This window comes from Paraflavitalea sp. CAU 1676 (genome assembly GCF_029223285.1).
Lineage (GTDB): Bacteria > Bacteroidota > Bacteroidia > Chitinophagales > Chitinophagaceae > Paraflavitalea.
In genome coordinates this window covers 232068-258093 of record NZ_JARHUJ010000010.1, presented here as the reverse complement: position 1 = coordinate 258093, position 26026 = coordinate 232068, and the positions used below count along the sequence as shown (strand labels likewise).

22 protein-coding genes are annotated in these 26026 nt (G+C 50.2%); 9 read left to right on the top strand and 13 right to left on the bottom strand.

What is annotated here, in order from left to right; all coding sequences use genetic code 11:
• The first annotated feature begins 4 nt into the window (after window positions 1-4).
• The 3 genes from P2H89_RS30180 (at window position 5) to P2H89_RS30170 (ending at window position 1815) form a co-directional block, all read left to right on the top strand.
• On the top strand, window positions 5-838 hold the full coding sequence (locus P2H89_RS30180) for a VanW family protein (protein ID WP_275834234.1): 834 nt from the start codon (window positions 5-7) through the stop codon (window positions 836-838).
• An 83-nt stretch (window positions 839-921) separates the two neighbouring features.
• The gene (locus P2H89_RS30175; RefSeq protein ID WP_275834231.1) at window positions 922-1299 is read left to right on the top strand and encodes a hypothetical protein; all 378 of its coding nucleotides are present in this window, start codon (window positions 922-924) and stop codon (window positions 1297-1299) included.
• Window positions 1300-1353: 54 nt separating this feature from the next.
• Window positions 1354-1815, top strand: a complete 462-nt coding sequence (locus P2H89_RS30170) for a hypothetical protein (protein ID WP_275834229.1) — start codon at window positions 1354-1356, stop codon at window positions 1813-1815.
• Between the two features lie 737 nt (window positions 1816-2552).
• Here the strand turns inward: P2H89_RS30170 and P2H89_RS30165 are convergent.
• On the bottom strand, window positions 2553-3143 hold the full coding sequence (locus tag P2H89_RS30165; protein WP_275834227.1) for an NUDIX domain-containing protein: 591 nt from the start codon (window positions 3141-3143) through the stop codon (window positions 2553-2555).
• 103 nt (window positions 3144-3246) lie between these two features.
• Here P2H89_RS30165 and P2H89_RS30160 point away from each other — a divergent pair, with 103 nt between their 5' ends.
• The gene (locus tag P2H89_RS30160; protein ID WP_275834226.1) at window positions 3247-3837 is read left to right on the top strand and encodes a CPCC family cysteine-rich protein; all 591 of its coding nucleotides are present in this window, start codon (window positions 3247-3249) and stop codon (window positions 3835-3837) included.
• 53 nt (window positions 3838-3890) lie between these two features.
• On the opposite strand, the gene P2H89_RS30155 is transcribed toward P2H89_RS30160, so the two are convergent.
• Window positions 3891-6089 carry a choice-of-anchor tandem repeat GloVer-containing protein gene (locus tag P2H89_RS30155; RefSeq protein WP_275834225.1) on the bottom strand — a complete coding sequence of 733 codons (2199 nt, stop codon included), beginning with the start codon at window positions 6087-6089 and terminating at the stop codon, window positions 3891-3893.
• Window positions 6090-7121: 1032 nt separating this feature from the next.
• On the opposite strand from P2H89_RS30155, the gene P2H89_RS30150 reads away from it, so the two are divergent.
• Window positions 7122-8663, top strand: a complete 1542-nt coding sequence (locus tag P2H89_RS30150; protein ID WP_275834223.1) for a glycoside hydrolase 43 family protein — start codon at window positions 7122-7124, stop codon at window positions 8661-8663.
• Between the two features lie 192 nt (window positions 8664-8855).
• Here P2H89_RS30150 and P2H89_RS30145 read toward each other — a convergent pair whose 3' ends face one another.
• Window positions 8856-9461, bottom strand: coding sequence for a hypothetical protein (locus tag P2H89_RS30145; protein ID WP_275834221.1), 606 nt, complete (start codon window positions 9459-9461; stop codon window positions 8856-8858).
• Window positions 9462-10110: 649 nt separating this feature from the next.
• Here P2H89_RS30145 and P2H89_RS30140 point away from each other — a divergent pair.
• The 3 genes from P2H89_RS30140 (at window position 10111) to P2H89_RS30130 (ending at window position 12813) form a co-directional block, all read left to right on the top strand.
• The gene (locus P2H89_RS30140; RefSeq protein ID WP_275834219.1) at window positions 10111-10905 is read left to right on the top strand and encodes an AraC family transcriptional regulator; all 795 of its coding nucleotides are present in this window, start codon (window positions 10111-10113) and stop codon (window positions 10903-10905) included.
• Between the two features lie 54 nt (window positions 10906-10959).
• Entirely contained in the window at window positions 10960-12039 is a 1080-nt protein-coding gene (locus tag P2H89_RS30135; RefSeq protein WP_275834218.1) for a hypothetical protein, read from the top strand.
• A 345-nt stretch (window positions 12040-12384) separates the two neighbouring features.
• The gene (locus tag P2H89_RS30130; protein ID WP_275834216.1) at window positions 12385-12813 is read left to right on the top strand and encodes an organic hydroperoxide resistance protein; all 429 of its coding nucleotides are present in this window, start codon (window positions 12385-12387) and stop codon (window positions 12811-12813) included.
• A gap of 192 nt (window positions 12814-13005) precedes the next feature.
• On the opposite strand, the gene P2H89_RS30125 is transcribed toward P2H89_RS30130, so the two are convergent.
• The 8 genes from P2H89_RS30125 to P2H89_RS30090 form a co-directional block, all read right to left on the bottom strand.
• A complete protein-coding gene (locus tag P2H89_RS30125) occupies window positions 13006-14088 on the bottom strand; it encodes a nitronate monooxygenase (RefSeq protein WP_275834214.1) in 1083 nt (360 codons plus the stop codon).
• A gap of 63 nt (window positions 14089-14151) precedes the next feature.
• Entirely contained in the window at window positions 14152-14892 is a 741-nt protein-coding gene (locus tag P2H89_RS30120) for an SDR family oxidoreductase (protein ID WP_275834212.1), read from the bottom strand.
• Window positions 14893-14898: 6 nt separating this feature from the next.
• A complete protein-coding gene (locus P2H89_RS30115; protein ID WP_275834210.1) occupies window positions 14899-15117 on the bottom strand; it encodes a 4-oxalocrotonate tautomerase family protein in 219 nt (72 codons plus the stop codon).
• Between the two features lie 25 nt (window positions 15118-15142).
• Window positions 15143-15661 carry a YceI family protein gene (locus tag P2H89_RS30110; RefSeq protein WP_275834208.1) on the bottom strand — a complete coding sequence of 173 codons (519 nt, stop codon included), beginning with the start codon at window positions 15659-15661 and terminating at the stop codon, window positions 15143-15145.
• A gap of 107 nt (window positions 15662-15768) precedes the next feature.
• The gene (locus P2H89_RS30105) at window positions 15769-16341 is read right to left on the bottom strand and encodes a Crp/Fnr family transcriptional regulator (protein WP_275834206.1); all 573 of its coding nucleotides are present in this window, start codon (window positions 16339-16341) and stop codon (window positions 15769-15771) included.
• A 163-nt stretch (window positions 16342-16504) separates the two neighbouring features.
• Window positions 16505-17632, bottom strand: coding sequence for a hypothetical protein (locus tag P2H89_RS30100; protein WP_275834204.1), 1128 nt, complete (start codon window positions 17630-17632; stop codon window positions 16505-16507).
• A gap of 163 nt (window positions 17633-17795) precedes the next feature.
• Window positions 17796-18191 (bottom strand): hypothetical protein, encoded by a 396-nt coding sequence (locus tag P2H89_RS30095; protein ID WP_275834202.1) that lies wholly within the window; start codon window positions 18189-18191, stop codon window positions 17796-17798.
• Window positions 18192-18273: 82 nt separating this feature from the next.
• Window positions 18274-19149, bottom strand: a complete 876-nt coding sequence (locus tag P2H89_RS30090; protein ID WP_275834200.1) for a hypothetical protein — start codon at window positions 19147-19149, stop codon at window positions 18274-18276.
• 322 nt (window positions 19150-19471) lie between these two features.
• Here P2H89_RS30090 and P2H89_RS30085 point away from each other — a divergent pair, with 322 nt between their 5' ends.
• Window positions 19472-20023 (top strand): hypothetical protein, encoded by a 552-nt coding sequence (locus tag P2H89_RS30085; protein ID WP_275834198.1) that lies wholly within the window; start codon window positions 19472-19474, stop codon window positions 20021-20023.
• Window positions 20024-20106: 83 nt separating this feature from the next.
• Here the strand turns inward: P2H89_RS30085 and P2H89_RS30080 are convergent, their stop codons facing one another.
• Window positions 20107-23424, bottom strand: coding sequence for a M60 family metallopeptidase (locus P2H89_RS30080; protein WP_275834196.1), 3318 nt, complete (start codon window positions 23422-23424; stop codon window positions 20107-20109).
• 256 nt (window positions 23425-23680) lie between these two features.
• Complete coding sequence (locus P2H89_RS30075) at window positions 23681-26008, bottom strand: TonB-dependent receptor (RefSeq protein ID WP_275834194.1); 2328 nt, start codon at window positions 26006-26008, stop codon at window positions 23681-23683.
• Window positions 26009-26026: the final 18 nt, after the last annotated feature.

Below are 26026 nucleotides of genomic sequence, written 5' to 3'. Positions count from 1 at the left end.
CGGTATGAAACCAAGAAAATTACTCAGTCAGCGCCATCCGGCATTATATTTCCTGGCCGTTTGGGCGAGGCGTGTAAGGCGTTATACAGACTGGTATTTCGACAATAACCGTTACGCTAAAAAAAAGACGACCGACAAACTTCCCTTCAGAATAAAAAAGCATCAATCCGTTCTGCTCAAGAAACTCGGCGAAAGTGACCGTCAGTTACAGATCAATAAAGTTACCAACCTACAGATTGCGGCTAAACAAATAGACGGGATCATTATCCGGCCGGGCGAAACTTTCTCCTTTTGTAAACTGGTGGGCTTGCCCACCAAAAGCAAAGGATACCTATTGGGGATGGAGTTGTCGTTTGGAGAGGCGAGAGCGGGAATAGGTGGCGGCATCTGCCAAATCTCTAACCTCATCCACTGGCTGGTGATCCATAGTCCGCTGACTGTAACAGAACGTTATCACCATTCCTTCGATCCTTTTCCCGACGATGGGCGTGTATTGCCTTTCGGGAGCGGCGCCACTGTATTCTACAACTACAGGGATTATCAGTTTACCAACAACACAAAGCATACCTTTCAGATCAACCTTTGGTTCTCCGACAAATGCCTGGAAGGAGAACTGCGGATCGATTCTGAACTTGACTATGCTTATCACGTTATTGAAAGAGATCATCAGTTCCTAAAAATAGATGACCAGTTTTTCCGGAAAAATGAGATCTGGCGGGAGAAGATCCTCAAGTTCAAAAGCGGTCAGGTCGTGGAAACCGAACTGATCACCAAAAATTTTGCTCGGGTCACTTATACGCCGGAGGATTATATTGAGCAACCAGGCAAGGTCGATTAGAGAAGATTGTCTTCCCTCAACGACGTCCACACCGTTGTTTTCCAGGAAACATTTCCTTATCATTGAACCTTAAACCCCTAAACATGACCATTGACCGCATAAATCAACTATTTGAAAACGGACATATTTCCGCTGAGGAGCACAACGAGCTAATAAATCAGTCTGTAGCGGTAGTAAAGAAAAATTCCACGTATAGTTATTGGACAATTGGTTTAGGACTGACCGGATACCTGCTCATGTTGACTTTCACCAAGAACGGCCACGAATTTTCCTTACTCGGAAATGGAACACAAAGACTGTGGGCTGGCACTATCTTCTCTCTGTTGGGTCTTTTTACTTTCCTCAAGGCAAGAGCGGAAATCGAGGCTCAGCAATACAAACAAAACCTTGCCTATATTGGCATTGGAGTCATTGCGGCGGTACTTATGGTTTCAATTCCTGTTCACCTGATGTCGCTATAGGGCTGACCGACAACTTCATCGTATAATTGCTACACTCTCACTAAAGACATACATATGGGAATGGCCACCAGGGTCTACGGCTGCATTGTTGAATATGGTCTTTTACAAGGCCTTCAGCAACGATTTGTATACGATCACAACGAAACCGTCATAAACGAGCTACCTGTTATTGATGAATATCCCCTCCTCATACGGCCCATGTTTGCCATTACCCCAGCAGAAACTATTGGAGCATATCTTTCGTACGGCGGCAGGATTATTCATTTCGGCGGCAATTTCAAATCTTTCGAATATGACTGGAAGGAATGGAAAAGAAAATTCGAAGACCTGTTGACCAAACTATTGTGGACAGAAGCAGATGTTCACTTCCAAACAGAGTATTCAGACATTCAAACTTTCACCTGGCACATTGACCTAAAAAAATGGCATATTGCTGCAGGTGAGCACATAGAACCGATAAAGCCGGAATATTGGGAATATGAAGGGAGCAGTTTTTGGGAGAACATCAACGAATAACAACTAATCAGGCTATTCGCAATCCGTCTACGGCTCAGGGATACACCACCTTCTTTGCCTCAGAATGGTCACCCAATTGGTGCAGAATGGGAGCGGCATGCTCTAAACATGGCACAGAACCTGTACAGGACCCTTACAGAACCCCTAGTCTATTAGACCAGTCCCAGACCACTCTCAGGCAAGTCTTAGACCACCCCTAGAGCATACTTCTCCCTTTCCACTACAAGTTGACGCTCACTCCCAGGCACAAAACCTCGCCTTCACAGCAACGGCGCACCATTCAGCCCCAGACACCCCCGTATAGCTCATTACAGACGCAATAGCGTCAAAAATCAAAGCCAGCCACCCAAACATCACCCAACTCAATCCGGCGCCCCATGAGTCGCTAAAAAGCTTTACCGACCTCCACTGTTCGGATCACACTAAAATCATGGATCAGGTGCGCCTTAACTCGGCATTTTTCCTCATCATTTCCCTGGTGTTTGCCTGGTAGTTGTCTGGTGTTTCCCTGGTATTTGCCTGGTAAAGTCCTGGTCAGAGCCTGGTCGGGGTTTGGTGCCTCTCTAGTGAGGGTCTGAGTACCTCCTGGGTAAGCCCTGGGTAAGCTTTGGGTAAGTCCTGGTCAGGGTCTGATTATGATCCTTCGTCCTGAAATAGCTTTACAGGTAAATAATTCGTCCTGACCGGACTTTACAGATAAGCTCCTTATTACTGGGAGGGCTTTACACCAAAAACATTTAGATCACCGCCACCAACCCCGCCAGCCTTAACTGCAGGTGCTGCAGCAACATGATCGTTTTGGCGTCTTTGATAGCCCCGGTGGCTACCATGCCCAGCGCTTCGCCCAGGCTCATTTCGATCACTTCAATATGCTCCTGCTCTTCTTCCAGTCCGCCCCCTTCCGATATCTTCATGTCTGTTCTGTAATGCGCCAGGAACAGGTACAGGATCTCTGTTACCGATCCGGGCGACATATACGCTTCAAATACCTTCTCCACCTGCTCTACCCGGTAACCTACCTCCTCCTCCACTTCGCGCCGGATACAGTCTTCCGCATTGTCCCTGTCCAGCAAGCCGGCACACACCTCGATCAACATCCCATCGGCATTGCCGTTAATATACGTTGGAAGCCGGAACTGCCTCGTCAGCAATACCGTATGTGCCTCAGGATTATACAGCAGGATCGCCGCCCCATTACCCCGGTCGTAAGCCTCCCGGATCTGCACTTTCGTGGTACCATCCGGCATTTCCATTTCATACGTCACTTTATTCAGCGTATACCAGTTGTTCGAAAGCACCTCCGTATTCAGCAGCCTGATCTTTGACATAGTATTTTCGTTTAATCGGCTAAAGATCAGAAATTTGGATAAAACCCCGGATATTTGTCCGCACACTTTAACAAATAAGAACCTACTTGCGTTACCCATTAAGATGAAAAACCTCCTGTCACTTGCCGTGTTAACCATCCAGTTCGGCTGCGGACAGTCCCAGCAACAGGCTAACGCCAAAACCGTCACCACTATGGAACCAGCACAACACGAAACCTACGACACCACCAAATTCAACACCAACGACCGTAAAACGCTGGCAGCCTTTTATACCCGCCGCAGTATCTTTGATCAATACGTAAGTGAGCACAAATCAAACTTGTTCACGTGTCCCGGATGTGGTTACCCCACCCTGGAACAAAGAGGCTCTTACGAGATCTGCGATGTTTGTAAGTGGGAAGATGACGGACAAGATGAAAAAGATGCGCACAAAGTGATGAGTGGCCCCAACCACGAACTATCGCTAACGGCAAACAGGCTTCAAATTGGCCAAGTGTTGGCCAACAAGGCAGATTCGCTGAAATCAGCTGTGAACCTCGATCCTGCCTATGTGCTGCAGGCGCTATTACTCCATAAAAAGAAACAGGAAGCCATTGCTCAAAAAATGAATGGCACTGAAAAACCCAACGATCCTTTGTGGCAGGCATGGGCTGAGTCCACAAAAGTCCTGCATATCGCTCTATGCCGCCGATAATATAAAATGCCGCACCATCGTGCAGCCCCTCAATGAATTATTGGGTGACATTCCTACCTCTGCACAAACCCTACCCGTTGCTGGTAACGCTCATTGCCCACCACCAGGTAATAAGTACCGCGCGATAAGGATGCGCCGTTCAGCAAATGCGTTTGCCGGCCGGCCTGCAGGGTGAGGTCTTCCCGCAACACCAACTGGCCTGCTGCGCTGTAAACCGTCATGGTCACCGCCTGCCGCTCGGGTGATACCACTCCCACACGAACCGTTCCGCCTGCCGCGTCATCGTACACCATTACTTCAAGGGTAGGCATGTTTAGCGCAACCTTTTTGATCAACGTGGTACTGCCTGCACCCTCCCGGTTCACCATTTTCACCCGGTAATAGCCTACCGGCAATGGCTGCTCATCATACCAGGTATAAGTCTGCTGTCCTTTCCTGTTGATGGCCGTTACAGCGCCCACCTGCGTAAACTGACGCATATCAGCGCTTCGTTCAATGATGTACTGCCCAGTCGATTCGTCCTCCACCGCCGTCCACTGCAATAGTGCCCGTCCATTTTTACCCAACGCATCAAAGCCGGTAAAATAGGTATTCAGCAACATGAACATCTTGCCCGAAAAATAAAAACTCGACAACTCCGTCACGGACGCATTGAGCACATAGTCGTCCTTAGCCCAGGTAACACCTGTATTTGTAAGCGAGGGTGCATCTGCCGACAACAAAGGCGAGCACGGGCTATTGTTTCTGTACACCCCAATATCGTCCACACTCATCACGCTGGAGGGCAGGCCCACCGAACTCACTGCGGTACGCAGTTTATCGAACTCCACCCCACGTATATATAAACGCAGGCTCACTGCACTGGCAGGGGCAAACTGCGGTGTTATCGTCAAATTCCGGTCGAGGTACATTTTATGGGCTTTATCTTCCCGCGCTGCACCGCTATGTATAAAGACCGTAGCATTTATCGTACCCAGGATATTGCCATTGGCATTGATCTCCGCCACTGCATTACCCTCCGCATCGGTGATCGCTACCCATTGATTCGCATTGCCGGCATTGATGGTAACGACTGGCATATCAGTACAAGTGCCGCTGGCGGCTGGTGCCACAGGCGCCTGCACCTTCGCCAGGTTCACAAAGGATGGGTGCGCACCATTGAGTGTGTAATGCAGGTCGGCCTTTTTAGCATAGGCGCCTGAAACCGGATCATATTCCACCACCGTACCCGAAGAATTACTGCCCATATCATTGGTCAATATATATAGCTTACCATTGTTGACTGTAACGCCGGTCGGATACACGCCCCATGAACCAGTAAAGTCGATGATCTTGCTGAAAGAGCCGGACGACAAATCATAGGCATAAAAAGTACCGTTGTTATAGGTACCGCCCCTCGAGGTAACGCCGTACAGCATTCCGTTATAAGCGACCAGGCCATTTTGTGCACTGGCCGGATCTGCAAATTGCTGCAATACCGTGAGCGCATTCGTAACCGGGTTAAACTGGTACAACGTTCCCTTTCCAAAAGCGCCTGCACCTACTGTAGTACCATAGATCATGTTGTTGTAATAAACCAGGTTGCCGCAGGGAGCCATTCCATTAGTGCCGTTGAAACTGGCCCTTAACTGGTAGGCATTGGTAGCCGGATCGAAGGAGAACATCGCGCCTGCATAGTGCAGGCCGCCACTAGCCGCAGTACCGAACAGCAAACTACCGGCGACCACCAGCTCGGAAGTGGGAGAACCACCGGTAGATAAAATCATATCTCTTCTTTTCGAATAAATACCCGTTACCGGGTCAAAGGAATAGATCACCCCCAGGTTCGAGGCGCCGCCATAACGGGTTACGCCGTAAATAAGATTATTGTAAAGTACAGGGCCCAGTTCGGGCTGACCGCCTGACGCGCCGTCAAAGTCGAGCTTTTTTACCAATGCCTTGGTATAGGGATCAAACTCAAACAGTGATCCGTTATCCGAAGGTCCGCCATACCGGCACACGCCGTACAGTTTTTGGTTGAAAAGTACCAGGCTGCCCACCGGCCGCATTAGTCCAAAATCTCCCAGAGAAGCACCCAATGATGGTTTGCTTCCATCCTGTTGAACGTTAAACACCGTGCCGTTATTGGTGTTGCCGCCGGCATAAGCGCTGCCCCACAATTGGTGGATGCCCTGGCAGTAAAGGCTGGTTACCGGAAGCATGCCGAAAGTAAAGCAGCCGATAGAAAAAAGAACACGGTGATACGGGTTCATAAGGGTACGTATTGATCAAGGCGCCAAAATAGTACCGCCCCCGGGGCCTTGCAATCACTTCCGGCGCGGGCCAGCATTTACACCGAATGAACAGGTGAATATGCAGCGTGTATGGAAAATAAAACTAAGGCCGGCGAAAACAGGAAGCATAGTTCTTTAGGACAGTAAAAATACTATTCAGACAGCTCGTCTGCGGTTTAGGCTGATTTGCATTGACATCGGAGATTGCAGGCTGTAACTTCAATGTAATAATTCGAAAGATCAAAAAGATTAGATAGGCATATACCAATAGTTCAGTCACAAAAGTCCAATAACCTTCACTCGTCATTAATTCGTATTCCAGACTCCTTAACCCATTTACCGTAGATTAGTCGTACCCTGGTGTACAAGGTCCGTAGCCCCGTTGTGCCAATATCCTTAATCCGTGGCCCTGGTATAAGTCCGGTACCCATTGTCCGAAGCCCTAAGTCCGTATCGTTGAAAGCCGATGTCCAATATCCACCGTCTTTAATCCGTACGCTTAGATCCAATGTCCTGTGCGAAAAAACCATATCTGATGAAGAACCAGGAAAACGTTCATGATGCGCCTTGAAGGTAGAAGAAAGGTACAACAACCGCTCCGCGAAGAGCGGTTGTTTTTTTGTTGGTGCCCTTAGAAAAAGGCGATGTGACCCTGTCGTACAAATAATATCTTTAATGAGCGAGTATTCTAGATCTTCGTTGTTATCGTTGCCGTTAACGAGAACAAAAGTATAGCCTGGCACATAGGTATACAATAGGCATGAATACTCATTTACCGTGTTCTAACATTGATCTGGGTATCAATTCTACTCTACCCAGTTTCCTGATTGAGACGATAGAACCAATAATCGAGACATTCAAGCGGCAATTATTTCCACTGAATTGCCATATATTTGATTGTCACCTTTACACTTATTAAACCAACGCAGCAAAAACTGCCTTCCTTTTTGTTTTATGAACTGTTTCTTTTTTACTCCGAAGCGTAACCCGCTGTGTATCCTTGTTTTAACATTGACCCTTTCCGTGGGTTGTTTGCCTGCCGCCTACTCCCAGAAAGCCATTAATCCTATCATTCATGCCGATGTGCCCGACCTGTCGATGATCCGCGTGGGCGACACCTACTACATGAGCAGCACAACAATGTACATGAACCCGGGCGTCCCCATCATGAAATCGAAAGACCTGGTGAACTGGAAACTGGTGAGCTATGCCTATGACATTCTCGACGGCACCGACGCGCTCAATCTCGATAATGGCAAAAATGCCTACGGTGGCGGCTCCTGGGCCAGCAGCCTGCGCTACCACAAAGGCACCTGGTATGTATCGACCTTTACCGGCACCACCGGCAAAACGTATATCTATACCACCAAAGACATTGAGAAAGGTCCCTGGAAAAAGATCTCTTTCAAACCCATGATGCACGACCACTCGCTGTATTTCGACGAGGATGGGAAAATTTATATGCTTTATGGAGGCGGAAAGATCATGATCGCCGAACTGGCCGACGACCTCAGCGGCATCAAGCCGGGCACAACGCCCAAGGTTCTCATCGAAAACGCCAGTGCGCCGGCAGGCAATAATATCGGATTGGCTGCGGAAGGGTCACAACTCTTCAAAGTCAACGGAAAATTTTACCTGTTCAACATCACCTGGCCGCGCGGCGGCATGCGCACCGTCAATATTCACCGGGCCGACAAGATAACAGGCCCTTATGAAGGACGGCTCGCCTTTCAGGATAAAGGCGTAGCACAGGGCGGATTGATCAGCACGCCCAAAGGCGATTGGTACGCCTATCTCTTTCGCGACTTTGGTTCGGTAGGCCGCATCCCGTATTGGGTGCCGGTGAAATGGGTAGATGGTTGGCCCATACTTGGCATCGATGGTAAAGTACCCGATACCCTCAATTTGCCGGCCAACCGGTCGCTGATACCCGGCATCGTCACTTCCGACGAATTCAGCCGCAAAAAGAAAGATGCCCCCCTGCCCCTACCCTGGCAGTGGAACCACAATCCCGATAACGCCCATTGGTCAGTTACGGCACACCCCGGCTTCCTGCGCATTACAACGGGGCGGGTAGACAGTTCTGTGTTGGCAGCCCGCAATACGCTTACACAGAGAACTTTTGGACCTACCAGTGCTGCCGCTACGGCAATCGACGTGTCGAATATGAAAGATGGCGACTGCGCCGGCCTCATCCTGCTGCAAAAGAAATTTGGGTGGGTAGGCGTGAAGATGGAAGGAGGCAACAAATACCTCGTGATGGTGAATGGCGAGAAGGCTGCTCCTGAAGAAAAACAAAGGATGGCTTTGACGGGCAATAAGGTGTATGTAAAAGCCGAAGGCGACTTCCGCAACAGGACCGATAAAGGTTACTTCTATTACAGCACCGATAACAAAACCTGGACGAAGATCGGCAACACCCTGCAGATGGAGTACACCCTACCCCATTTCATCGGCTACCGTTTTGGTTTGTTCAACTGGGCCAGCGCAACAGCTGGCGGTTCGGTCGACTTTGATTGGTACCGCATCAGCGATCAAATTTCAATTTACTGACGGTGCCTACACCATCAACAACAAAAAGCTCGAGAAAATCTTCACCACACTCACCTTTGCTGATCATCCCGAGTTGAACCAAAAAAGATCAATGGTATTCCAATACTAAAGAAGCACGATGGGCCTGCAAGACTGAAATAAATAATAGACCACCCCACCTAAACCTCATCCCCGCATCCGGAGCTGCAATTTTCAAGGCAACTCCCGCAGAAAAGCATTTACATATTGCTCCAGCGATTTGATCACAGCCTGCAATTGATTGATCATGGCTGCACGGTCGCGCAGGTCACCAGCAGTGTAATTCCCGCCTTCGGTAAAGCTAACAGAAGTCGCAGCCATTTCGGCATCACCATCAAACTGGTACCGGATCCAGCGGTGTTTCAAGCTATTCAACAAGGAACTGTCTCCCACTTTGTTGACCCGCTTTTCCGTAAGCATAAACCATACGAACGATGGAATATCCTGGTTATCTTCCTGCAACCACACATCGCGCAACAGGTTCCGTTTGTGTATCAGTTCTACCTTTTCACCTTTCGGGTTCAGGGTAGCAATACCCAATCCCACAACCGCCACACCACCCCCTATTGCAATACCTTTGTTCCAACTTGCGTTGCTCACCAACGAAGTAGCGACGCCAGATGCCGCGCCGACAACAATTGAAGCCACCGTTAAGCGGGTAGTACGTTTGGCGTTTTTACCTTCGATGTATTTCGCAATCTGATCCATCCGTTCAACTTCACAATCCAGTTCGGCGGTGATGGCGCCAATCCCCGCATTAGCTAAAAGTATCTTATTCATAATTCGTTGCCTTAGCTGCATTGCTCCCAAGAGATTGCTGGAGTCATTCTTTAACTCTACGATCTGATGTACGTCACCCAATACACCCAATGCATGCATCAGCAATATACTGGGCGTTGCGAAACGTTGAGCAAGAGCATGGTTAGCGTCCAGCAGTGAATCGATATTGTGAGATAAAGGATAGTTGTCCCAGGCAACTGCAATGGATGGACTGCAATAACTTTCTTTGGTAATTTGTAGCTGGGTCGACTTTCTGGAAGCCGTGCATCCGCTCAAGCAGAAAACCAATAGGAATAGGAGTAATATCCTCAACGGCAAATGATCAGGCATAGTACCAAAATCCCGCATAGAGGTTCGATTATAATTTAACATTCACTCCAATATCCGAACCGCTTCTAAAGGTACAGAATAGTCGTCAGCATTACTTCAATCTGCTCTTGATCATCCATACTTCGCTTCAGTGTCGTCGTATCTCAAGGGATATAAGGTCCCGTCGACTCCATCTTCCCGTTACCGGTTGGTTGCGCGAAAACGTCTGCCTTGATGAGCAATAACAGCAGGAGCGAATAGCGTTTTTTTTTCACGGCTGCAATGTAAAAGAAAATCATTGTTTAACTTCGTCAATACCCATCCGGTTTAAATATTAGCCATGAACCGCCTCTTGCAAGAAGGAGAATATTTTGGCGAAAGCCTGCGCACCGGTGATAGCGATACGCTCACGCTATCCCTCACTGCTTACGGACCGGACTGCTCCATCGAAACACATAGCCACGAAAATCCCTATATCAGTTTGCTCACCAAGGGTCAATACAGGGAAAACACCCATGGAACTTCGGCAGAAATACTGCCCGGCACCCTCCTGTTCAGGCCTGCTCATTATCAGCACGGCAACGAATTCCAACCCACGGGAGGGCATTGCTTCAATATTGAATTCAAACACGACTGGCAACATTGGACCGACAAACAACTGCTGCTTCCGGCCAATTGCCGTCAACTCAATGCAACGCTGTTACCAGCCATCTACAAGACACTGGCCCATTTCAACGCCCACCAGCAGGTCGACATGGAAAACATACTCTATTGTCTGGAGCAATTCACAACACAACCTGCTACCCGGCGCGACTTACCCTGTGTGCAAACCGTAGCGGCCATCATCACCGGCGAACAGGAGATCTTTCATACACTAAGTTCCCTGGCAGCCAGGGCGCATGTTCACCCTGTTTACCTGTCGCGCATATTTCGCCAGGCCAAAGGCTGCACCATTACCGATTTCCAGTTGCATACAAAAGTGGCCAGTTCGTTGCCATTGCTGGTACGCAGCCGCCTCCCCATTTCCGACATCGCCTTTCGCTTTGGCTTCTTCGACGACGCGCATTATATACGCAACTTTAAGAAACTCATGGGTTACGCTCCCCACCGTTTCCGTCTCTTGTGTAAAAGTTAATTCCATACAATTTTTACCGGGCTGCGCCGCGTACCATTGTAAAAAGTGATAGCCATGAAAGCAGTTGCCCTGTTTTGCACGATCCTCCTTTCACTCGCCAGCCAGGCGCAACAGATCGATAGTTTCCACTTCAATCAGCGGCGCATCATGTCCCTTGCCCTCGATGCAAACATACCCGCTGCCCTCAAAGCCATGAGTTGGGATGGACAACAGCCTCTCGCAGTGAAAGATGCAACTTTCAAAGCTGCCTTCGAAAACCGGTTCTTCTATGCTGAAGACAGAAGCGATTACCTGGCAGGCCGCCAGGCCGGCATCGATAGCTTGCTGCTGTTGTTTCGTGACTACTGGCGAAAAGCCCTGCTCGATACCGCCACCAATTATGATCAATACTTCATCGACCGGTATAGGCAATTCATCAAAGCGCGCTTCCCGCAGGTTACCGATGCCGATCTCGACAAAGACAGTACGGATCAATACCTGCAGCAATACCTGGCCGCCAAACAGCTCCATACGACCAATGGCATTGGCAAAACGGGAAAACTGTTCGATCTGCTATTATGGAAACAGGAACAGGATACCACGTATAGTTTTGCATTGCCGGGAGAAACCATTGCTACTCCCGTCATATTCCTTACCGATTTTGTATCACTGGGATGGGAAGAATATGCAACCCTTGGCCGGTTATTTCCTGGCGGCTGGACCACCCGCAAAGGCATCTATTGCGTTAAACAGTCTTACAATCTCCAAAGCGAGCAATTCCTGATCAGTCTGCTGGCCCATGAAGGACGGCATTATAGCGACTATAAACTGTTTCCGAAATTATCCAGCGCCGACCTCGAATACCGCGGTAAACTCACCGAACTCAGTATGGCCCGCACCACTTTGTATGATCTGCTTACGTTTTTCATCAACAACGCCAACCGCGCCAGCAACAACGGGCATTCGGTGGCCAACTATTATGTGATCCACGACCTGTCGAAGGTCCTGTTCAACAAAGAATTTGAAAGTGATGTAGCGCTATGGAAACAATTGCCTTCAGACAAACTCAATAAAGCTGCCTTACAAGTCTTGCAAACCAATACTAATGCTTTAGGCGCCCGCGGTAAAGAGGCCACGACACTCTTCGGGCGATAGCGTTTTGCCCGCGTTTAAAGGAGCCACGTCACTGTTGTGGCGATAGACCCTCTGCCGCCGATCGACGCCAGCAGCTTTTACGACATTAACCTATTAATATTGAGCGGCTTATATTGAAGCGCCACCTGCCTGCCCGCAAAGGGTGGGCAGTTCGTCTTTCTATGCGTCACCGCCTTCCCCAACCATCCAGGCCTTCAGCGGCCGCCCGGTAAAACCTTCCCGGTTCGCATTGTCCACTTCGCCCCCCGGTTCGTCCAGCACGACTACTTGTTCATTGACCTGGGGCCCGCACCGGTTTAATTTTACACCATCATTCAAACATTATAATCATAAAAAACAAAAACAATGTCAACAGTAACTCAAGCAGCAAAGGTCTTGTACACAGCAAAAACACACACAACAGGCGGTCGCGAACGAGGTATCTCTAAAAGCTCGGATGGTAACCTCGACATTAAATTGTCTACCCCCGGCACCAAAGGCACTGGCACCAATCCCGAACAATTGTTTGCAGCTGGCTGGTCGGCCTGTTTCGAAGGAGCACTCGGCATAGCCGCCCGTAAGAGGCGTATCGATCTGCCAGCAGGCACTGCCATCGATGCAGAAGTAGATCTGATCAGTGATAACGGTGGCTATTTCCTGGGCGCACGCCTCAACGTTAGTTTGCCCGGTCTCGATAAGGACATCGCATACGAACTGATCACTGAAGCATCAGAAACCTGTCCTTATTCAAAAGCCATCAAGGGCAATGTAGACGTCGTGTATAACCTCGTATAAGTAAAGAAACAACAGGCAGGAGCAGATCAACAGACAGGAATAGGACAAATAGAAAATACAAAGAGCCCCGGAATACGTTCCGGGGCTTTTACATTTGCTGCCCAGGTATATAAACGACCATCCCGCGGAGGACTTCTGCGGGATGGTCGTTTATCTTTTGGTACTCGTCATCATCAACTATCGGAACTTCTCTCAAGCGCGATGCTCCAAAAACTTCGTGGTATCCTCCACCAGCGAGCGCATGAGGTCTGCCGCTTTGGTATGGTGCAACAAGGGGCCGATCTGTCCGCTCCAGAAGAAGACCAGGTCCCACCGCTGCTTTTCGATGGCCGCTTTACGCAGTGACGATATAAAGGTCGTTTGCAACGGAAAAGGCAATATGCTTTTTTCATGACCCACAACATCTTTCGCTATGGGGGTCATGATGCCACGGCCCAGCCGGCCTGTAAATGCCCGGGTCAATATGGTATTTTTAGCGGCGCCTGATAACAACATTTCGCGGTGTATGGGTAAAGCGCCCGATTCTTCTGTTGCCAGGAAGGCAGTACCCACCTGCACCGCATCGGCATCCAGCGTGAGAGCAGCCGCAACACCACGGCCGTTGGCGATACCACCGGCAGCGATGACCGGCACTTTTACTTTCTCTTTGATCAGTTGCAACAATACAAAAGTACCCATGGTCGATTGCTCGGCCGGCGCCAGGAAGGAAGGGCGGTGACCACCTGCTTCAAAACCCGAAGCAATGATCATATCAACGCCTGCAGCGTCGAGCGCCAGTGCTTCGTCGAGCGTGGTAGCCGCACCAGCTGTCAGGATGCCCAGCCTGCGGCTTCGCTCCAATACATCGGCCGATGGTATACCAAATACAAAGCTGAATATCTTCGGTTTGGTGTCGAAGATCACCTGCAATTGATTCTCGTAGCGCGAGATAAAAGGGGCCGGCTTTGCAGGAAAGGGAATGCCCGTTTCATCAAAATAGGGTTTGAACAACGCCTTCGTGGCTTCGTATTGTTCATCGGTGATCGCCACGCCGGGCGCGTCCGAATCCGACACCCATAAATTGACATTATAAGGTTTATTGGTGAGGGCATTGATCTGCTTTACCGCATCGTAAATCTCCTGCGGACTGAGTGTATAAGCTCCATAGCCGCCAACGCCACCGGCATTGGAAACAGCCGCCGTTAATGCGGCGGTAGAAAAGTTGCCACCAAAGGGTCCCTGCATGATCGGATAATCAATGCCCAGCAATTGAGTCACTTTTGTATTGGTCCACATAACAAATCGTTTTTTGTTTAATGTCGGTCATCATTTTATTCAGGTCTTCGGGCGGTTGTGAAATTACGACAGAATCAGGTTGTAGCCCGCACTGATACCGCCATCCACGTTGATGATGGCGCCATTGATGAAATTGCTTTTTGCCACGGCATATACCATCTCGGCCACATCTTCCACTTCACCTACCCTGTTCACCAGGTGCAGGGCAGCACTCTGATCGGCCTTTTCACCATGCATCGGTGTACGGATGGTACCTGGCGCTACCGTATTGACCCGTACATTGAAACGGCCAAACTCGGCGGCCAGTTGCAGCGTCAGTGCATGGATAGCGCCTTTGCTCGTCATCGGCGCTGTAATCGGTACGCCGCCCAACGCCTGGTTTACCAAGGGGGTACCGATATTGATCACTACCCCGTCGTGTTGTTGCAGCATTTGCGGTATTACGGACTGCGTGGTGAAATAAGTGCCCTTGAGGTTGGTATCCAGGAAGCGGTCGAGATAAGCTTCGTCTACTTCGAGGAAAGGTTTCGTTTCGAATATACCGGCATTGTTCACCAGCACATCAACAGAGCCAAATTTCTCCAGTGCAACCGCCACCAGTCGTTTGCCGGTTTCCTTATCCTTTACATTGCCGGCCACCATGGCCAGTTGAGGCCCGGCGCCCAGTTCTTCATACACTTGTTGCAATTTGCCCTGCGTAGTTGAATTGATCACTACGTTATCGCCCCTGTCGAGGAAATGTTTGGCTACTTCTTTGCCGATGCCCGATGAGGCGCCGGTTACAATCACTGTTTGTTTTTTCATGATGCTTTATTTTTTATCGGCTGTGATGCCTTTTTCGCGTAATACGGATACCTGTTCTCCTGCATATCCCCAGTTGTCCAGTTCTATTTCCTGGATGGCGATGTGCGTAAGGTGGGGGTCCTTGTTGAGGACTTCAGTAAAAAGGTCTGTGATGCCTTTAATCAATTGTTGCTTTTGTTCGCGGGTGACGCCTTCGCGGGTCAGCTCGATCTTAATGAATGGCATAAAAAAGGTTTTGAGCCAAAGCTGCTTAAGCAGCCTTGGCGGTGATGTTAACGATCAGATCAAAATCATTGTAGATAAGGGTATCGCCCAGGTTCTGGAAGAAATTGCCGGAGCGGAACCTGATACCGTAAAGCGTGCGGTCTACCACCAGCTTTCCGGAAGCGGTGAGCGTATCGCCATTGACATGTACGTTTGCATCGAAGCCAATGGGATGCGTAATGCCCTTGATGGTCAGCTTGCCTTCTACATGGTTATTGACCACAGCGGTGATCTCAAACTGCGCTTCGGGGTATTGTGTAGTTCCGAAGAAGTCGTCGGAGGCGAGGTGACCGGCAAACTGGGCATTGGTAGCGGGGTCGGTCACGTCGAGGATCTTAATGGAATGTACGTCGATGACGAACGCACCACCGGTTAATTTACCGTCGGCAACCGACAGAGAACCTTGTTTCAGGTTGATGGTTCCAAAATGCGAGCCGGTAACTTTCCGGCCTGTCCAATCGATATTGCTCTGAGCAACCTCGATATTGAATGTTTGTTGTTTCATTGCTTTGTGTTTTTTGACAACACAAAGATGCAACGTAGCGGGGGCCCAATCGTGTGACCTACGTCACACCTGGAGCCGGAATACACGATTGTGACCTATGTCACAAATCAGGGATTGTACAGGCGGCTGAGGGTTTCGCGCGATACGCCCAGGTAGGCGGCGATCAATTGTTTGGGAACGATATTGTAGAGTTCGGGATACTGTTGCAGCAATTCTTCATAGCGGTGTTTGGCATCGCTGTTCATGAACGACAGCAGCCTTTTCTGCAGGGCTACATAGCCCCGGTTGGTACGCCAACGGAAGAAATATTCAACGCCGGGGATCTCTTTGCACAGCTTTTCCCGGTCGGCTCCGGAGAGGCGCAGCACTTCGGCATTCGTGATACAGTCAACATTGATGGTGGCCCGGTTGCCGCTGTACAAGGCATTGTAATCGGAGGCCCACCAGGTGGGCATGGCAAACTGAAGGATGAACATCTTCACCTCGTCGTTGATGAAGAATGATTTGAGGCACCCTTCCAGCACGAAGTATTCATAGTCAACCCGGTCACCTTCCGAGATGAGGGCCTGCCCTTTTTTGAACGACTGTTGGGTAAAATGCGAAAAGATATATTCGAATTGCTCGGGGGAAAGAGAAACCGTTTTGGCAATATGAGCTTGCAAGATGGCGGATGCGTTCACGGAACAGGTGGTTTTGCGTTGATACGATCGGCCAAAAATAAGGAACTTGCCATAAAGAGAGGGCACTTGTTGAATTCCAATACAAAGCGCCCTGAACAGGAACAACCAAGCCATGATCCGGTTGCCTGAACAGGGCGCAAACACCCCCAGTTTGGTTTAGGTCTTAGTAGGTGTAAACGGTCTTTGTCTTATACATTTCCTCTTTGGTGAGGTAATTCTTGTAATACTTGATCAACTCCACGGGATATCCTTCTTCATCATACTTATACTCGAATTTGTAAGGTTCAGCAACGGGGAAGCCGCCGGAGTAACCTTTTTGTTCATCGATCAGGTTATTCTTCGACAGGTGCGTGAGGTAGGTATTCGGCATGTTCATGTGCGCGAATGGATTGATGTTGAGATCGTACTTGTAAGTACCCCCTTCGCCGCCGCCCCTGGAGGTAACTGCTTTATCGGATACCCTGTTGCCGCCTTTGAATTCCAATTTGTATTCCATCGCCTGGCCATTGTCGAAAAGATAGTCGATGGTGATCTCAGCGCCGCCACCGTTCCCGTAATCGTAGGCTACCGACGAATAGGTTTCACCACTTTGCTTTACTTCGTGCATGTTGACGATCTTATTGCTGGCGCTGTAGTCGAAGGTGGTATATCCGATCTGCTTGTTTTCTGCATTGGTTACTTCTATGCGGGTTACGTTGTTGAACGCATGCGAGTAAGTTTGCTTCTGGGTGTACTGAAGTTCGGCATGTTCCGGAAACTTTTGATAGTACTCAGCGAATGCCAGCCCCTTGCTAGTGTAGTTGTAATTGACCTTGCCTTTGGGCTGATAGGCACCCATTACATATAGGAAAGTCTCTTCTTTCTTCAGCAGTTTAGCGGGTTTGCCGCCACCGAGCGTATAGATCACATCCTGCCTCAGCTCGTCTTTCGAAAGAGTGATCGCATCGGTGATGCCCCATTTGTTTACCCTGAAGGAATAGCGGCTATGTCCCTTGATCACGGGCACTTTGTTTACACCTGGTGCGAGCAAGGTGTCTTTTGAATGGGGCACATTGTCGGCATCCCAGGAGATGATGCGGAATTCGGCAGGAATACTGTCGTAGTTGATGGAGCCAATGGTGATGACCGCCTGTAGTTTGACATCGATGTATTCGACAGGCGCCTTATCGGGCACTGGCGTGGTGGGATTGGGTTTGCCGGGTACCGGCAGTTCGATATCCCTTCTGCAGGCTGTCAGTGCTACCAGGGCCATCGCCACCAGGAAAACGGGTTGAATAAAGATCCTTTTCATTTTCATGACTTTTTAATGATTCGGGATCAAAATTCAACCGGGTTTTCTTAAAAAGAAGTCAACGGCCACCGAAGCAACGAATTCCTTGCATGAATTGGAGGTATTGGTGCATAGACCGGCTTCATACAACTGACACACCTCTACAAACCTGCTAACCAGTTGTTTACCGGCACTTCACCATGATCAGCATTTCCACGTCGTCTATGTACCACTCCACACAATCGACCGTTGGGTCGTACCGGGCATCCTGCATCAATTGACCAAAAATATCCTTGAAGCTGTCGATCTTCGACATCCAATCGGTTACCTTTTCTGCCAGCCAGTCGCCTGCAGGAATGGTAAAGGCATTGTAGCCGTATTGCGCAGCCTCGACTGCGCTGCCCGCAGCCGCTGCTTTGTAGATCACGTTGCCAGCATCGTCCATATGGGAGATGCCATAAAAATGCCGTCCCGCAAAGTGGCTGTATAGCTCATCAAACGCATCTTTGATGCCCAGCGGAAAAGTGGGCACCTCCTTATACAACACAGGAATGTCTGCTTCGATCTTTTGTATGAACATAGATTTAAATTTTCAACAAACATACCAAGCCCAGCCACTTCAGCAGCGGTACCGTTGCGACAAAATAAGGGCGGGATGCGCCTTATTTCCTTCTGTAATAATTCAGTGACGGAACGACTCCCATGAGCCTTTCACTCAGGGTATAAAAACCTTTATTATCGACGCGGAATGTAACTGCTTCCCCCTGTAGTTCGAGTTTGTAATCCAGTGTGGCGGGCGCCTTGGAGAGTCCGGCAGGTATGGACTGCGTTGGTTCTTTCGTATAGTAGTATAACTTGTTATAGGTTTTGAGGATGATCTCTTTTGCATCGATCGACAGGGTTGCGCTCACCACACCCGTATAAGGAAGACTGCCTATCAACACCGCTTCATTCCACCCTGTATAACTTTGCGGGTAGGCAATCTTATAGATCTTCGAGTTGTCTCCCTGTTTGGTGATCACGAATATATCTTTCGTAGCAGGATCCACGAGGAATGCCTCCGCATCATGTGCGCCATCTGCATATTTAAAGGAGATCGTTTTGAAGATGCTAACCTTTTTCGTTCCAAGGGCTGGTTCGGTCATCTGGTAAAACCTGTACTCGCCATATGCGGCCAGGTTATCACCAATATCACCTATGTACAATTGATCGCCCGCAAGAAAAATATCTTCCCAATCCTGGTTGGTGGAGCCTTCGATAAATATGGAATCAGTTAAAGTTCCATCGTGTTTGAGGAGGTAGATATACGTCGGATTGCCCCTGTCCTGCTCCACCCATAAGTAACCCGCATTCCTTTTGCTGTCGGCAATACCAGATGCTTCGGGCACCATGCCATTCTTTATGGAGATCACTTCGGGCGATTTTTCGAACCCTCCCGCCGCCACCGTATCGGGAATTACCGGACCTGCAGGAACATCCGGACCTAATGAACGTTGGCACGCTAACAGCCAAAAGATGATCGGCAAAAGCTTCACCATAATAAGCAGTTGTACCATAATTTAAGCAAAAACCGGCTCTTCAAAACTTTAATTGATATAAAGCAATGGCGCCCCCGCCTTCCCATATTCCATGCCAACCCTTGCTTTTTGGCCCCCATGCGCCCTACAGCCCTGCGGCAATCACCCTACATAGCGGGTCTTTTTCGCTATCCTTTTTGGGTGATTAAGCCCCTTTTATCGGCCTCCGGATATAGAACCTTTGCTGAAGAAATCCGGCAGCTGCCAACAAGGACGTTCATTCAATAGGCGATGCAGTGCTGCCGATCTCTATTCATTTTTGTAACACGTTAAAACATCAGCCATGAAACAGATCCACAGGGTTTTCGGCCTGGCGGTGATCTTGCTTACCGCACACGGATTCACACAAACACAACAAACCCAACTCAACAACCTCACGTCTGCAGAATACCAGACACAGTTCAATAAACTGGTGTCGCATGGATACCGGCCCATCAAGATCTGGTCGAAAGCGTTGCAGGTGATCGATTATCAACCCGGCGAAACACCCCGACTGGGATTTTGGGGGAGGTTTGAAAGAGTTCCTTCTACTACGCCCTGGGTAGCCCGTCATGGCATCACCGGCGGTGCTTACCAAAGAGAGTTCGAAACCTGGACACGCCAGGGTTATATGCCCACAGATATCAACGTGGCTTATCTCAATGGCCGGGCCAGCTATTGCGTCATTTTCGATAAGGTCGACAACCAACCCGCCTGGCAGGCACGCCATGGTTTAAATTATTCGACCTATCAAAACATCAACACCAGCCTCATCAACCAGGGCTACAGAAGGCGCATTACCAGCTCCTGCCCCACCCCACTTGGTCCCCTCTATGCAGCACTTTGGGCTAAATAAGCCTATCCCGTATTCCAACCTTCGTACCCAATAAAGAACGGGTGCCCTCGTCGGGCACCCGTTCATCATGATAGTAAAAGAGATTATTGTTTCACCAGCCTGATCAGCTTGCGCTCACCGGCTGCCCATACTTCCGCCACGTACATTCCTGCTTTCCAGTCGGCACCGATCGTTAGCGATTGCCCACCTGTTACCCGGTATTGCTGCACCAATTGACCAGCCACATTTCTCACAACGACCAACACAGGCTGTGCTTCCGTTTGCTGAATGTTCAACGTAAACTGGCCGGAAGAAGGATTGGGAAATACCTTCACCCCAAACGCGCCGGCCGCTTTGCCAACACGTACTTCAGCGATCGTGCCTCCTTCCTGGGTGGTTCCGGTTATTATAGAACTTTGTGCTGTTGACCAACTGCCGATCTCCTGGTATTCACCCGTCACCGTACGGGTAATTTGAGCAACCTGATGACCCATGGCGGGAGATAACAGGAACTGCTCGCGCAGGAAGTAATATTGACCATCGGGATATGCCGGCGTATAACGATGCAAACGACTACCGCCTTTACCGTAGGTGGAATCACCACCATACCATAAGTTGAATTTAAAATCCTTATTGCCCGCTTTGCGCGCCAGCACCTTCAATACGATCTCGTCGCCCGGTGTATACGCCACACTATCACCAGTCAGGGGAATCGTCAACTCGCGCGCTACCGGCAAGCCACTTCCCGCAAACGACTGACTGAGCAGCGCTCCACTGGCTACCAGCTCTCCATTGCGGAATAATTGAGCCTGCAGGTCGACCTTTCTATCGGGTGCATGAGCAGCGCTTGCCGATACTGTAACGCCGCTGAACTTACTTTGGGGAATACGCACCGTGATCAGCTGCGTGGCCGTAGCCGTATTACCACTAAAGTCGGTCGCCGTCCAGGTTACTGTGGTAGTGCCCGGTGAAAACACCCCTGGTGCGTTGCTGACGATACTGGCTATTCCGGTATTGTCTGCCGCCGTCGCCATACCCGTTTCCACAATCGCCGTTGTACCAAAAGGCAATGTATAGACGGTAAGATCAGCGGGTGCCGTGATCTGCGGCGCAGCCGTATCCTTCAACAGCAATACTGGCCGCAATGCAGGAACAACCGATTCCCGCGCATAGAAGGATGCATCATTGGTTTGTCCGGCAACGGCCGATACAACCGCCAGCGTCAGCAACTTATCACCTGCCAGCTCAGTTGTTACCGCACCGGTGAGATCCCATTCCGCATAGCCGGTCTTCTTGCCGGGTGTTGCCGCCAGCAGCGATACGGTATCGGGTTTATTATTCCAGGTAATGCCGGTCTCGGTCCAGTTATCATTGGCACAACGATACACCAGCCATTGCGTGTTCGTGATCGTATTGCCGGCACCGGCCAGGTTGAGGCGTAAGGTGGCCACACCTGGGTTCACAATACTATCGAGGTTGAATTGCAGGTAACTAATGCGGCTGAATCCGCTATTGCCATCCTTCTTCACCACGATCGTGGAAGCAGTGCCGTAATTAATGGCAGCGTAACTGGCATCGCGCACATAAGCGTCTGCCACCGGAAACTTACCACCCACAACAATGCCGGCACCTGATGAACGGACCGTATCGCCCTGCAGGCTGATCGCCAGCGCCGTCAATTGATAGGTACCGGGAGCGGCCTGCCAGGCAAAACTGAAGGGCGCCGTTGATGAAGAACCGATCAATACACTATCGGCATAGAAATCGACTTTTTGTATGGCGCCAAATGCGTTGGCCTGTAAAGGCACCACAGCTCCTGCTGCAAACGAACTGTTGTTGACTGGCGAAGTGAGCGTTACTGCTTCGACCGTAATACTCACGGCAGGTGAGGTCACCGAATCGCCATTGGCGGCATAGGCCTTTGCCGTGAGCGAATAGCTGGCCGGAGGTGCATTGTTCCAATCCAGGGTAAACGGCCTTGTGCTATCTTCTCCAATCAATGTATTGCCCTGGTAAAAAGCTACTTTCTGAATAGACGAGCGTCCAAATGCCGTTGCGGCGAGCGACACACCTGAGCCGGCAGGATAGACAGCATTGCTGGCCGGTGTGGTGATCGTAGCCACCAGGTCTTCGCGCAAGGTGGATGGATCAACCGGTGGTGCAGGATACCCCAGCGCATTCAGTTCATCGTATACCGTTTCATTCACATTGAGCCCCCAGTTGCGAAAGAACTGGCCCAGGTTGTGACCGCTGATCTGGCAGGACATCAACATGAACAAACGCATCTCCGCCGCATCACCGCTAGGCGCAGGCGCTTCTTCGCGCACCCGTTTGTGCAGGGTATGGTAAAAACCATCGCCGTAGGCAAGCCACAACTGGTTGAACATACCCAGCCGGGTAAACAAGGCCACACTACTGGCATTGAAATTCTTCGATGCCTGCGGTAAAGCCAGGTATTCCATGATCGTATTCCAGTCACTTGCGCTGGCGCCTTGTTGGCCAGGATGGATGGCCCGCTTGGCAGCCAGTGAATAAATATTTACTGTTACTTCAATACAGGTAGACCAGCTCCAGGAAAATTGCTGATGATGGTGGCCCAGTTCATGGAACACACCCCACCCACCCGAATTAAGGATATAAGACGGTGAAAGTATCCAGTTGATGCTGCCGGTGGGGATGCGTACGCGGCCCAATGAAGTGGCATCGGGATTGCCGCTTGCCTTTTCCAGCATCATGATCTTGTTGCGCAACATGGGTGCATGTACGGGTGAACTATTGTCGAGCCCGCTGATCGCGTTCTCCGCTTCCATGACCCTGTCCATCAACCGCAGCAGGGTATCCTGGTTCTCATTTCGGTATTCAACGGCCTTTATCCGAGATACCACGATGAATACCCTTTCGGAGATCAGGGTGGCATTGGGTGAGGTGGTATCGGCCGCCAGCATGTTCAACCAATCAGTATGCGTGGTAACGCCCTGGATGTACAGCGGCATTAGCTGGTAGCCCGATTGAAAAGTGACGCGCACCTTGTTTTGGGCCGAGGGCGTGGCGGAAGAGAACTGCAGGTACAGGTCGCCGCCGTTGACATTGGTAATGGTATTGACGCCGGCCGTCAACGAATAGGTTGTCACCGTTTGCCGGTCGTAGGTACCCATGATGAGCTTGGGAAGGTCGGTTCCACTAAGTTGTTCTACCAAAATGGTGAGCGTGGTATTAGCGGTGGCCCGTACGCCGGTGGGCTCAAAGTCGGCCACCTGCAGGGAGAATTTCAACCGGCCTGTTTCGGTGGCAATACCGGGCACCTGGGTGAGTTCCCAGGTAGTGCGATTGATCATGGTGTTAGGGGGATCGGCCTTGGCCTGCAATCCCGTGAGGCAACATAGCAATACAAGCGTTAGAAAGCAATTAGTAGCGCTTTTCATTTGTCAGGTTTTGGTTAAAAGATGTCGCTAAAGCTACCTTCTACACCTTTTACACCTACCCGACAAATCGGTCGATTATACTGGATAAATCGTCCAGCCCGGAGCTGCCGCTTCCACGCAACCGGTTGTTCGGGGACGTCAACAAATCTTTTCGCGTCTTCCACCTGCCACTATGCTGGCAATCGCGATCAAAAAACAAATGCCCGCTACCAGTCGTGCAACCGGCAGCGGGCCATTCGCCACGCCTGCATCAGCGTTAAAATTTATACCCTATGCTCAGGTTCAGCCTCGCGCCATTGCCCTGTACATATTCCAGGTCCTGTACACGGTATTGGCTTCGCGGCGGATAATACGATTGGTTGAACAGGTTCTCGACACCCACCGCCAGGTTAAAGGCGGAGGTAATATTATACCCTGCGTTGAAGTTAAAATAGGTAACGTTTTTCACCGGTCCTTCACTCAGTCCGTATACCCCATTGCTGCGGGGCACAAACCGATTCCGGCTGCCGGTATGTACGGTAGACAGTTGCAGGTTCAACGCCGTAATAGGCTGGTAATTGATGAAACCCGTTGCTTTGGGAGGAGCTATGCGCTCGCCATTCATGTACACCTTGGTGCCGCTGGCGTTTTCGGATTTGCCCTCCACATAGGAGTAGCTGCCACCCACCCGGAGGTTATGGAGCACCTTTGCCTCTGCTACCAATTCGTATCCATGTACACGCTCCGGCTCACGTTGTGTTACAAACATGCCGTTCTCTTCGACCAGGTTGGCGCCCAGTTTCGAAGTACTCACAAAATAAGAGGCCGTAAAACTTACGGGTCCCCACTGGTTGCTGAAACCCGCTTCGTAGTTGTTGGTCACTACTGGATCGGTGGTGATCTGATCCAAGGTGTTCTCCTTAGCTGTGCGCAATACACGTCCCAACTCGTTCAGGCCAAATGCCTGCGAGAAGCTGGCAAAGGGACTGAAGAAGGCCCATTTATTGTAGCGCATGCCCACATTGAACATGGTTGCGTTGTAGCTCAAGGTGCCGCCTTTAATGGCGATGCTGCCTTCGCCGTTAGCGCCCTTAGCGATGGTACTGAAATCTTTTACTTCAATGATAGCGTTCTCGTAACGGATACCGCCTTTGATCACCAGGTCATGGAAATCGGCCTTCACCTGCGCAAAAGGAGCCACGTTGTGCATGCGCATATCGGGTACAAAAACGCGACCGTCGGTGAGCACCTGGTTGGTACGATCTTTCAATACATCCAGCCCGTAGGTTACATCGCCCGAGAGCCACTTGGTTTTCCAGGGCGTGTTGAGGTTGGCGCGAACACCTTGTTTATAAGATTGAATATACGTTTGACCCGGACCATACCAGCTGTTCGATTTCTCCACGTAGCGGTTCAATGATTGAAAGCGGTGATCGTATACAGTCAGCTCCAGGCTGCTCTGCAAAGGCAATTTTGTTGCGCGGTACGTGAGGTACATGTTATGGCTGTGGGGCGTACCGGCCGGATCGCCGGGATCGTCGCCCTTTTCACCGTATGCAGGATAGACTCCATACTTGCCAGCCTTGTTAATGTATTCCGCATACTGACGGCTGCGGAAGAAGTTGTATGAGAAGGTTACCGATTGATGGTCGGTGATCTGGTAGCTCACTTTACCGAAGCCGTTAAAGAGTCTGGTTTCGCTCAAACCATCGGGCTGCGCGATCACATTACCATCTGCATCCTTCAAAGCGCCCGTACGTTGATAAACGCCGCTCACTACATAGGAGAACTTTTTGATGGTGCCATGAAAGGTTTGCGAGAAACGGTAACCGAGGGTATTGTCACTATGGGCGAGGTTACCATCACCACCGATGCGGGTTTCGCCGCTGATGGCTTTGCTGCCTTCGGCTTTTTTGGTGATCAGGTTGATGATACCACCGCCCGATCCATTGCCATAGATAGAGGTGGCGCCTTTGATCACTTCCACCCTTTCAATGATGGCGGGGTCGATGGAGCGAAGGTCGCGGCTGCCATTCATCAGCGGGGTAGATTGCGGAATACCATCGATCAATACCAGTACGGAGCGGCCGCGAAGCGTTTGCCCCGAGTTGGTTGCCTTATTGGTAAAAGTGCCCAATCCGGGCACCACGTTACCGAGTATAGAAGTAATGGAGGGGTTGATGGCTGCCTGTTCCCGGATCTGCTTTGCCTGCACGATGGTAACAGAGGACGGCACTTCGCGGATACTTTCGGGTTTACGACCAGCGGTAACCACCACTTCGTTGAGGAAACCTTCGGCGCTTAATTGTATGCCAATGAAAGCTTCTTTGCCTTCCTGTATCTGCACCGGAATGGTGCGGGTTGTGTAACCGGCAGCGCTGATGATGAGCGTTTGCTTACCGGCCGGGACGGACTTCAGTTCAAAATAACCGGCAGAATCTGTCATCGTGGTAGCGCCCTGCTTCAGCACCACGGTTGCGTGTGGCACGCCACCACCCTGTTCCCGCTGCACCTGGCCGATCACCTTACCGGTTCGAACGTCCTGGGCAGTCATTTGGAGTGTAGCACTCACTAAGAGCAGGAACAACATTACTCGTTGCATCATACTAAATCTATTATTGGG

Coding starts and splice junctions, on each gene's coding strand:
- P2H89_RS30180 (WP_275834234.1), top strand. CDS start 5: ATGAAACCAAGAAAATTACTCAGTCAGCGCCATCCGGCATTATATTTC.
- P2H89_RS30175 (WP_275834231.1), top strand. CDS start 922: ATGACCATTGACCGCATAAATCAACTATTTGAAAACGGACATATTTCC.
- P2H89_RS30170 (WP_275834229.1), top strand. CDS start 1,354: ATGGGAATGGCCACCAGGGTCTACGGCTGCATTGTTGAATATGGTCTT.
- P2H89_RS30165 (WP_275834227.1), bottom strand. CDS start 3,143: ATGTCAAAGATCAGGCTGCTGAATACGGAGGTGCTTTCGAACAACTGG.
- P2H89_RS30160 (WP_275834226.1), top strand. CDS start 3,247: ATGAAAAACCTCCTGTCACTTGCCGTGTTAACCATCCAGTTCGGCTGC.
- P2H89_RS30155 (WP_275834225.1), bottom strand. CDS start 6,089: ATGAACCCGTATCACCGTGTTCTTTTTTCTATCGGCTGCTTTACTTTC.
- P2H89_RS30145 (WP_275834221.1), bottom strand. CDS start 9,461: ATGAATAAGATACTTTTAGCTAATGCGGGGATTGGCGCCATCACCGCC.
- P2H89_RS30140 (WP_275834219.1), top strand. CDS start 10,111: ATGAACCGCCTCTTGCAAGAAGGAGAATATTTTGGCGAAAGCCTGCGC.
- P2H89_RS30135 (WP_275834218.1), top strand. CDS start 10,960: ATGAAAGCAGTTGCCCTGTTTTGCACGATCCTCCTTTCACTCGCCAGC.
- P2H89_RS30130 (WP_275834216.1), top strand. CDS start 12,385: ATGTCAACAGTAACTCAAGCAGCAAAGGTCTTGTACACAGCAAAAACA.
- P2H89_RS30125 (WP_275834214.1), bottom strand. CDS start 14,088: ATGTGGACCAATACAAAAGTGACTCAATTGCTGGGCATTGATTATCCG.
- P2H89_RS30120 (WP_275834212.1), bottom strand. CDS start 14,892: ATGAAAAAACAAACAGTGATTGTAACCGGCGCCTCATCGGGCATCGGC.
- P2H89_RS30115 (WP_275834210.1), bottom strand. CDS start 15,117: ATGCCATTCATTAAGATCGAGCTGACCCGCGAAGGCGTCACCCGCGAA.
- P2H89_RS30110 (WP_275834208.1), bottom strand. CDS start 15,661: ATGAAACAACAAACATTCAATATCGAGGTTGCTCAGAGCAATATCGAT.
- P2H89_RS30100 (WP_275834204.1), bottom strand. CDS start 17,632: ATGAAAAGGATCTTTATTCAACCCGTTTTCCTGGTGGCGATGGCCCTG.
- P2H89_RS30095 (WP_275834202.1), bottom strand. CDS start 18,191: ATGTTCATACAAAAGATCGAAGCAGACATTCCTGTGTTGTATAAGGAG.
- P2H89_RS30090 (WP_275834200.1), bottom strand. CDS start 19,149: ATGGTGAAGCTTTTGCCGATCATCTTTTGGCTGTTAGCGTGCCAACGT.
- P2H89_RS30085 (WP_275834198.1), top strand. CDS start 19,472: ATGAAACAGATCCACAGGGTTTTCGGCCTGGCGGTGATCTTGCTTACC.
- P2H89_RS30080 (WP_275834196.1), bottom strand. CDS start 23,424: ATGAAAAGCGCTACTAATTGCTTTCTAACGCTTGTATTGCTATGTTGC.
- P2H89_RS30075 (WP_275834194.1), bottom strand. CDS start 26,008: ATGATGCAACGAGTAATGTTGTTCCTGCTCTTAGTGAGTGCTACACTC.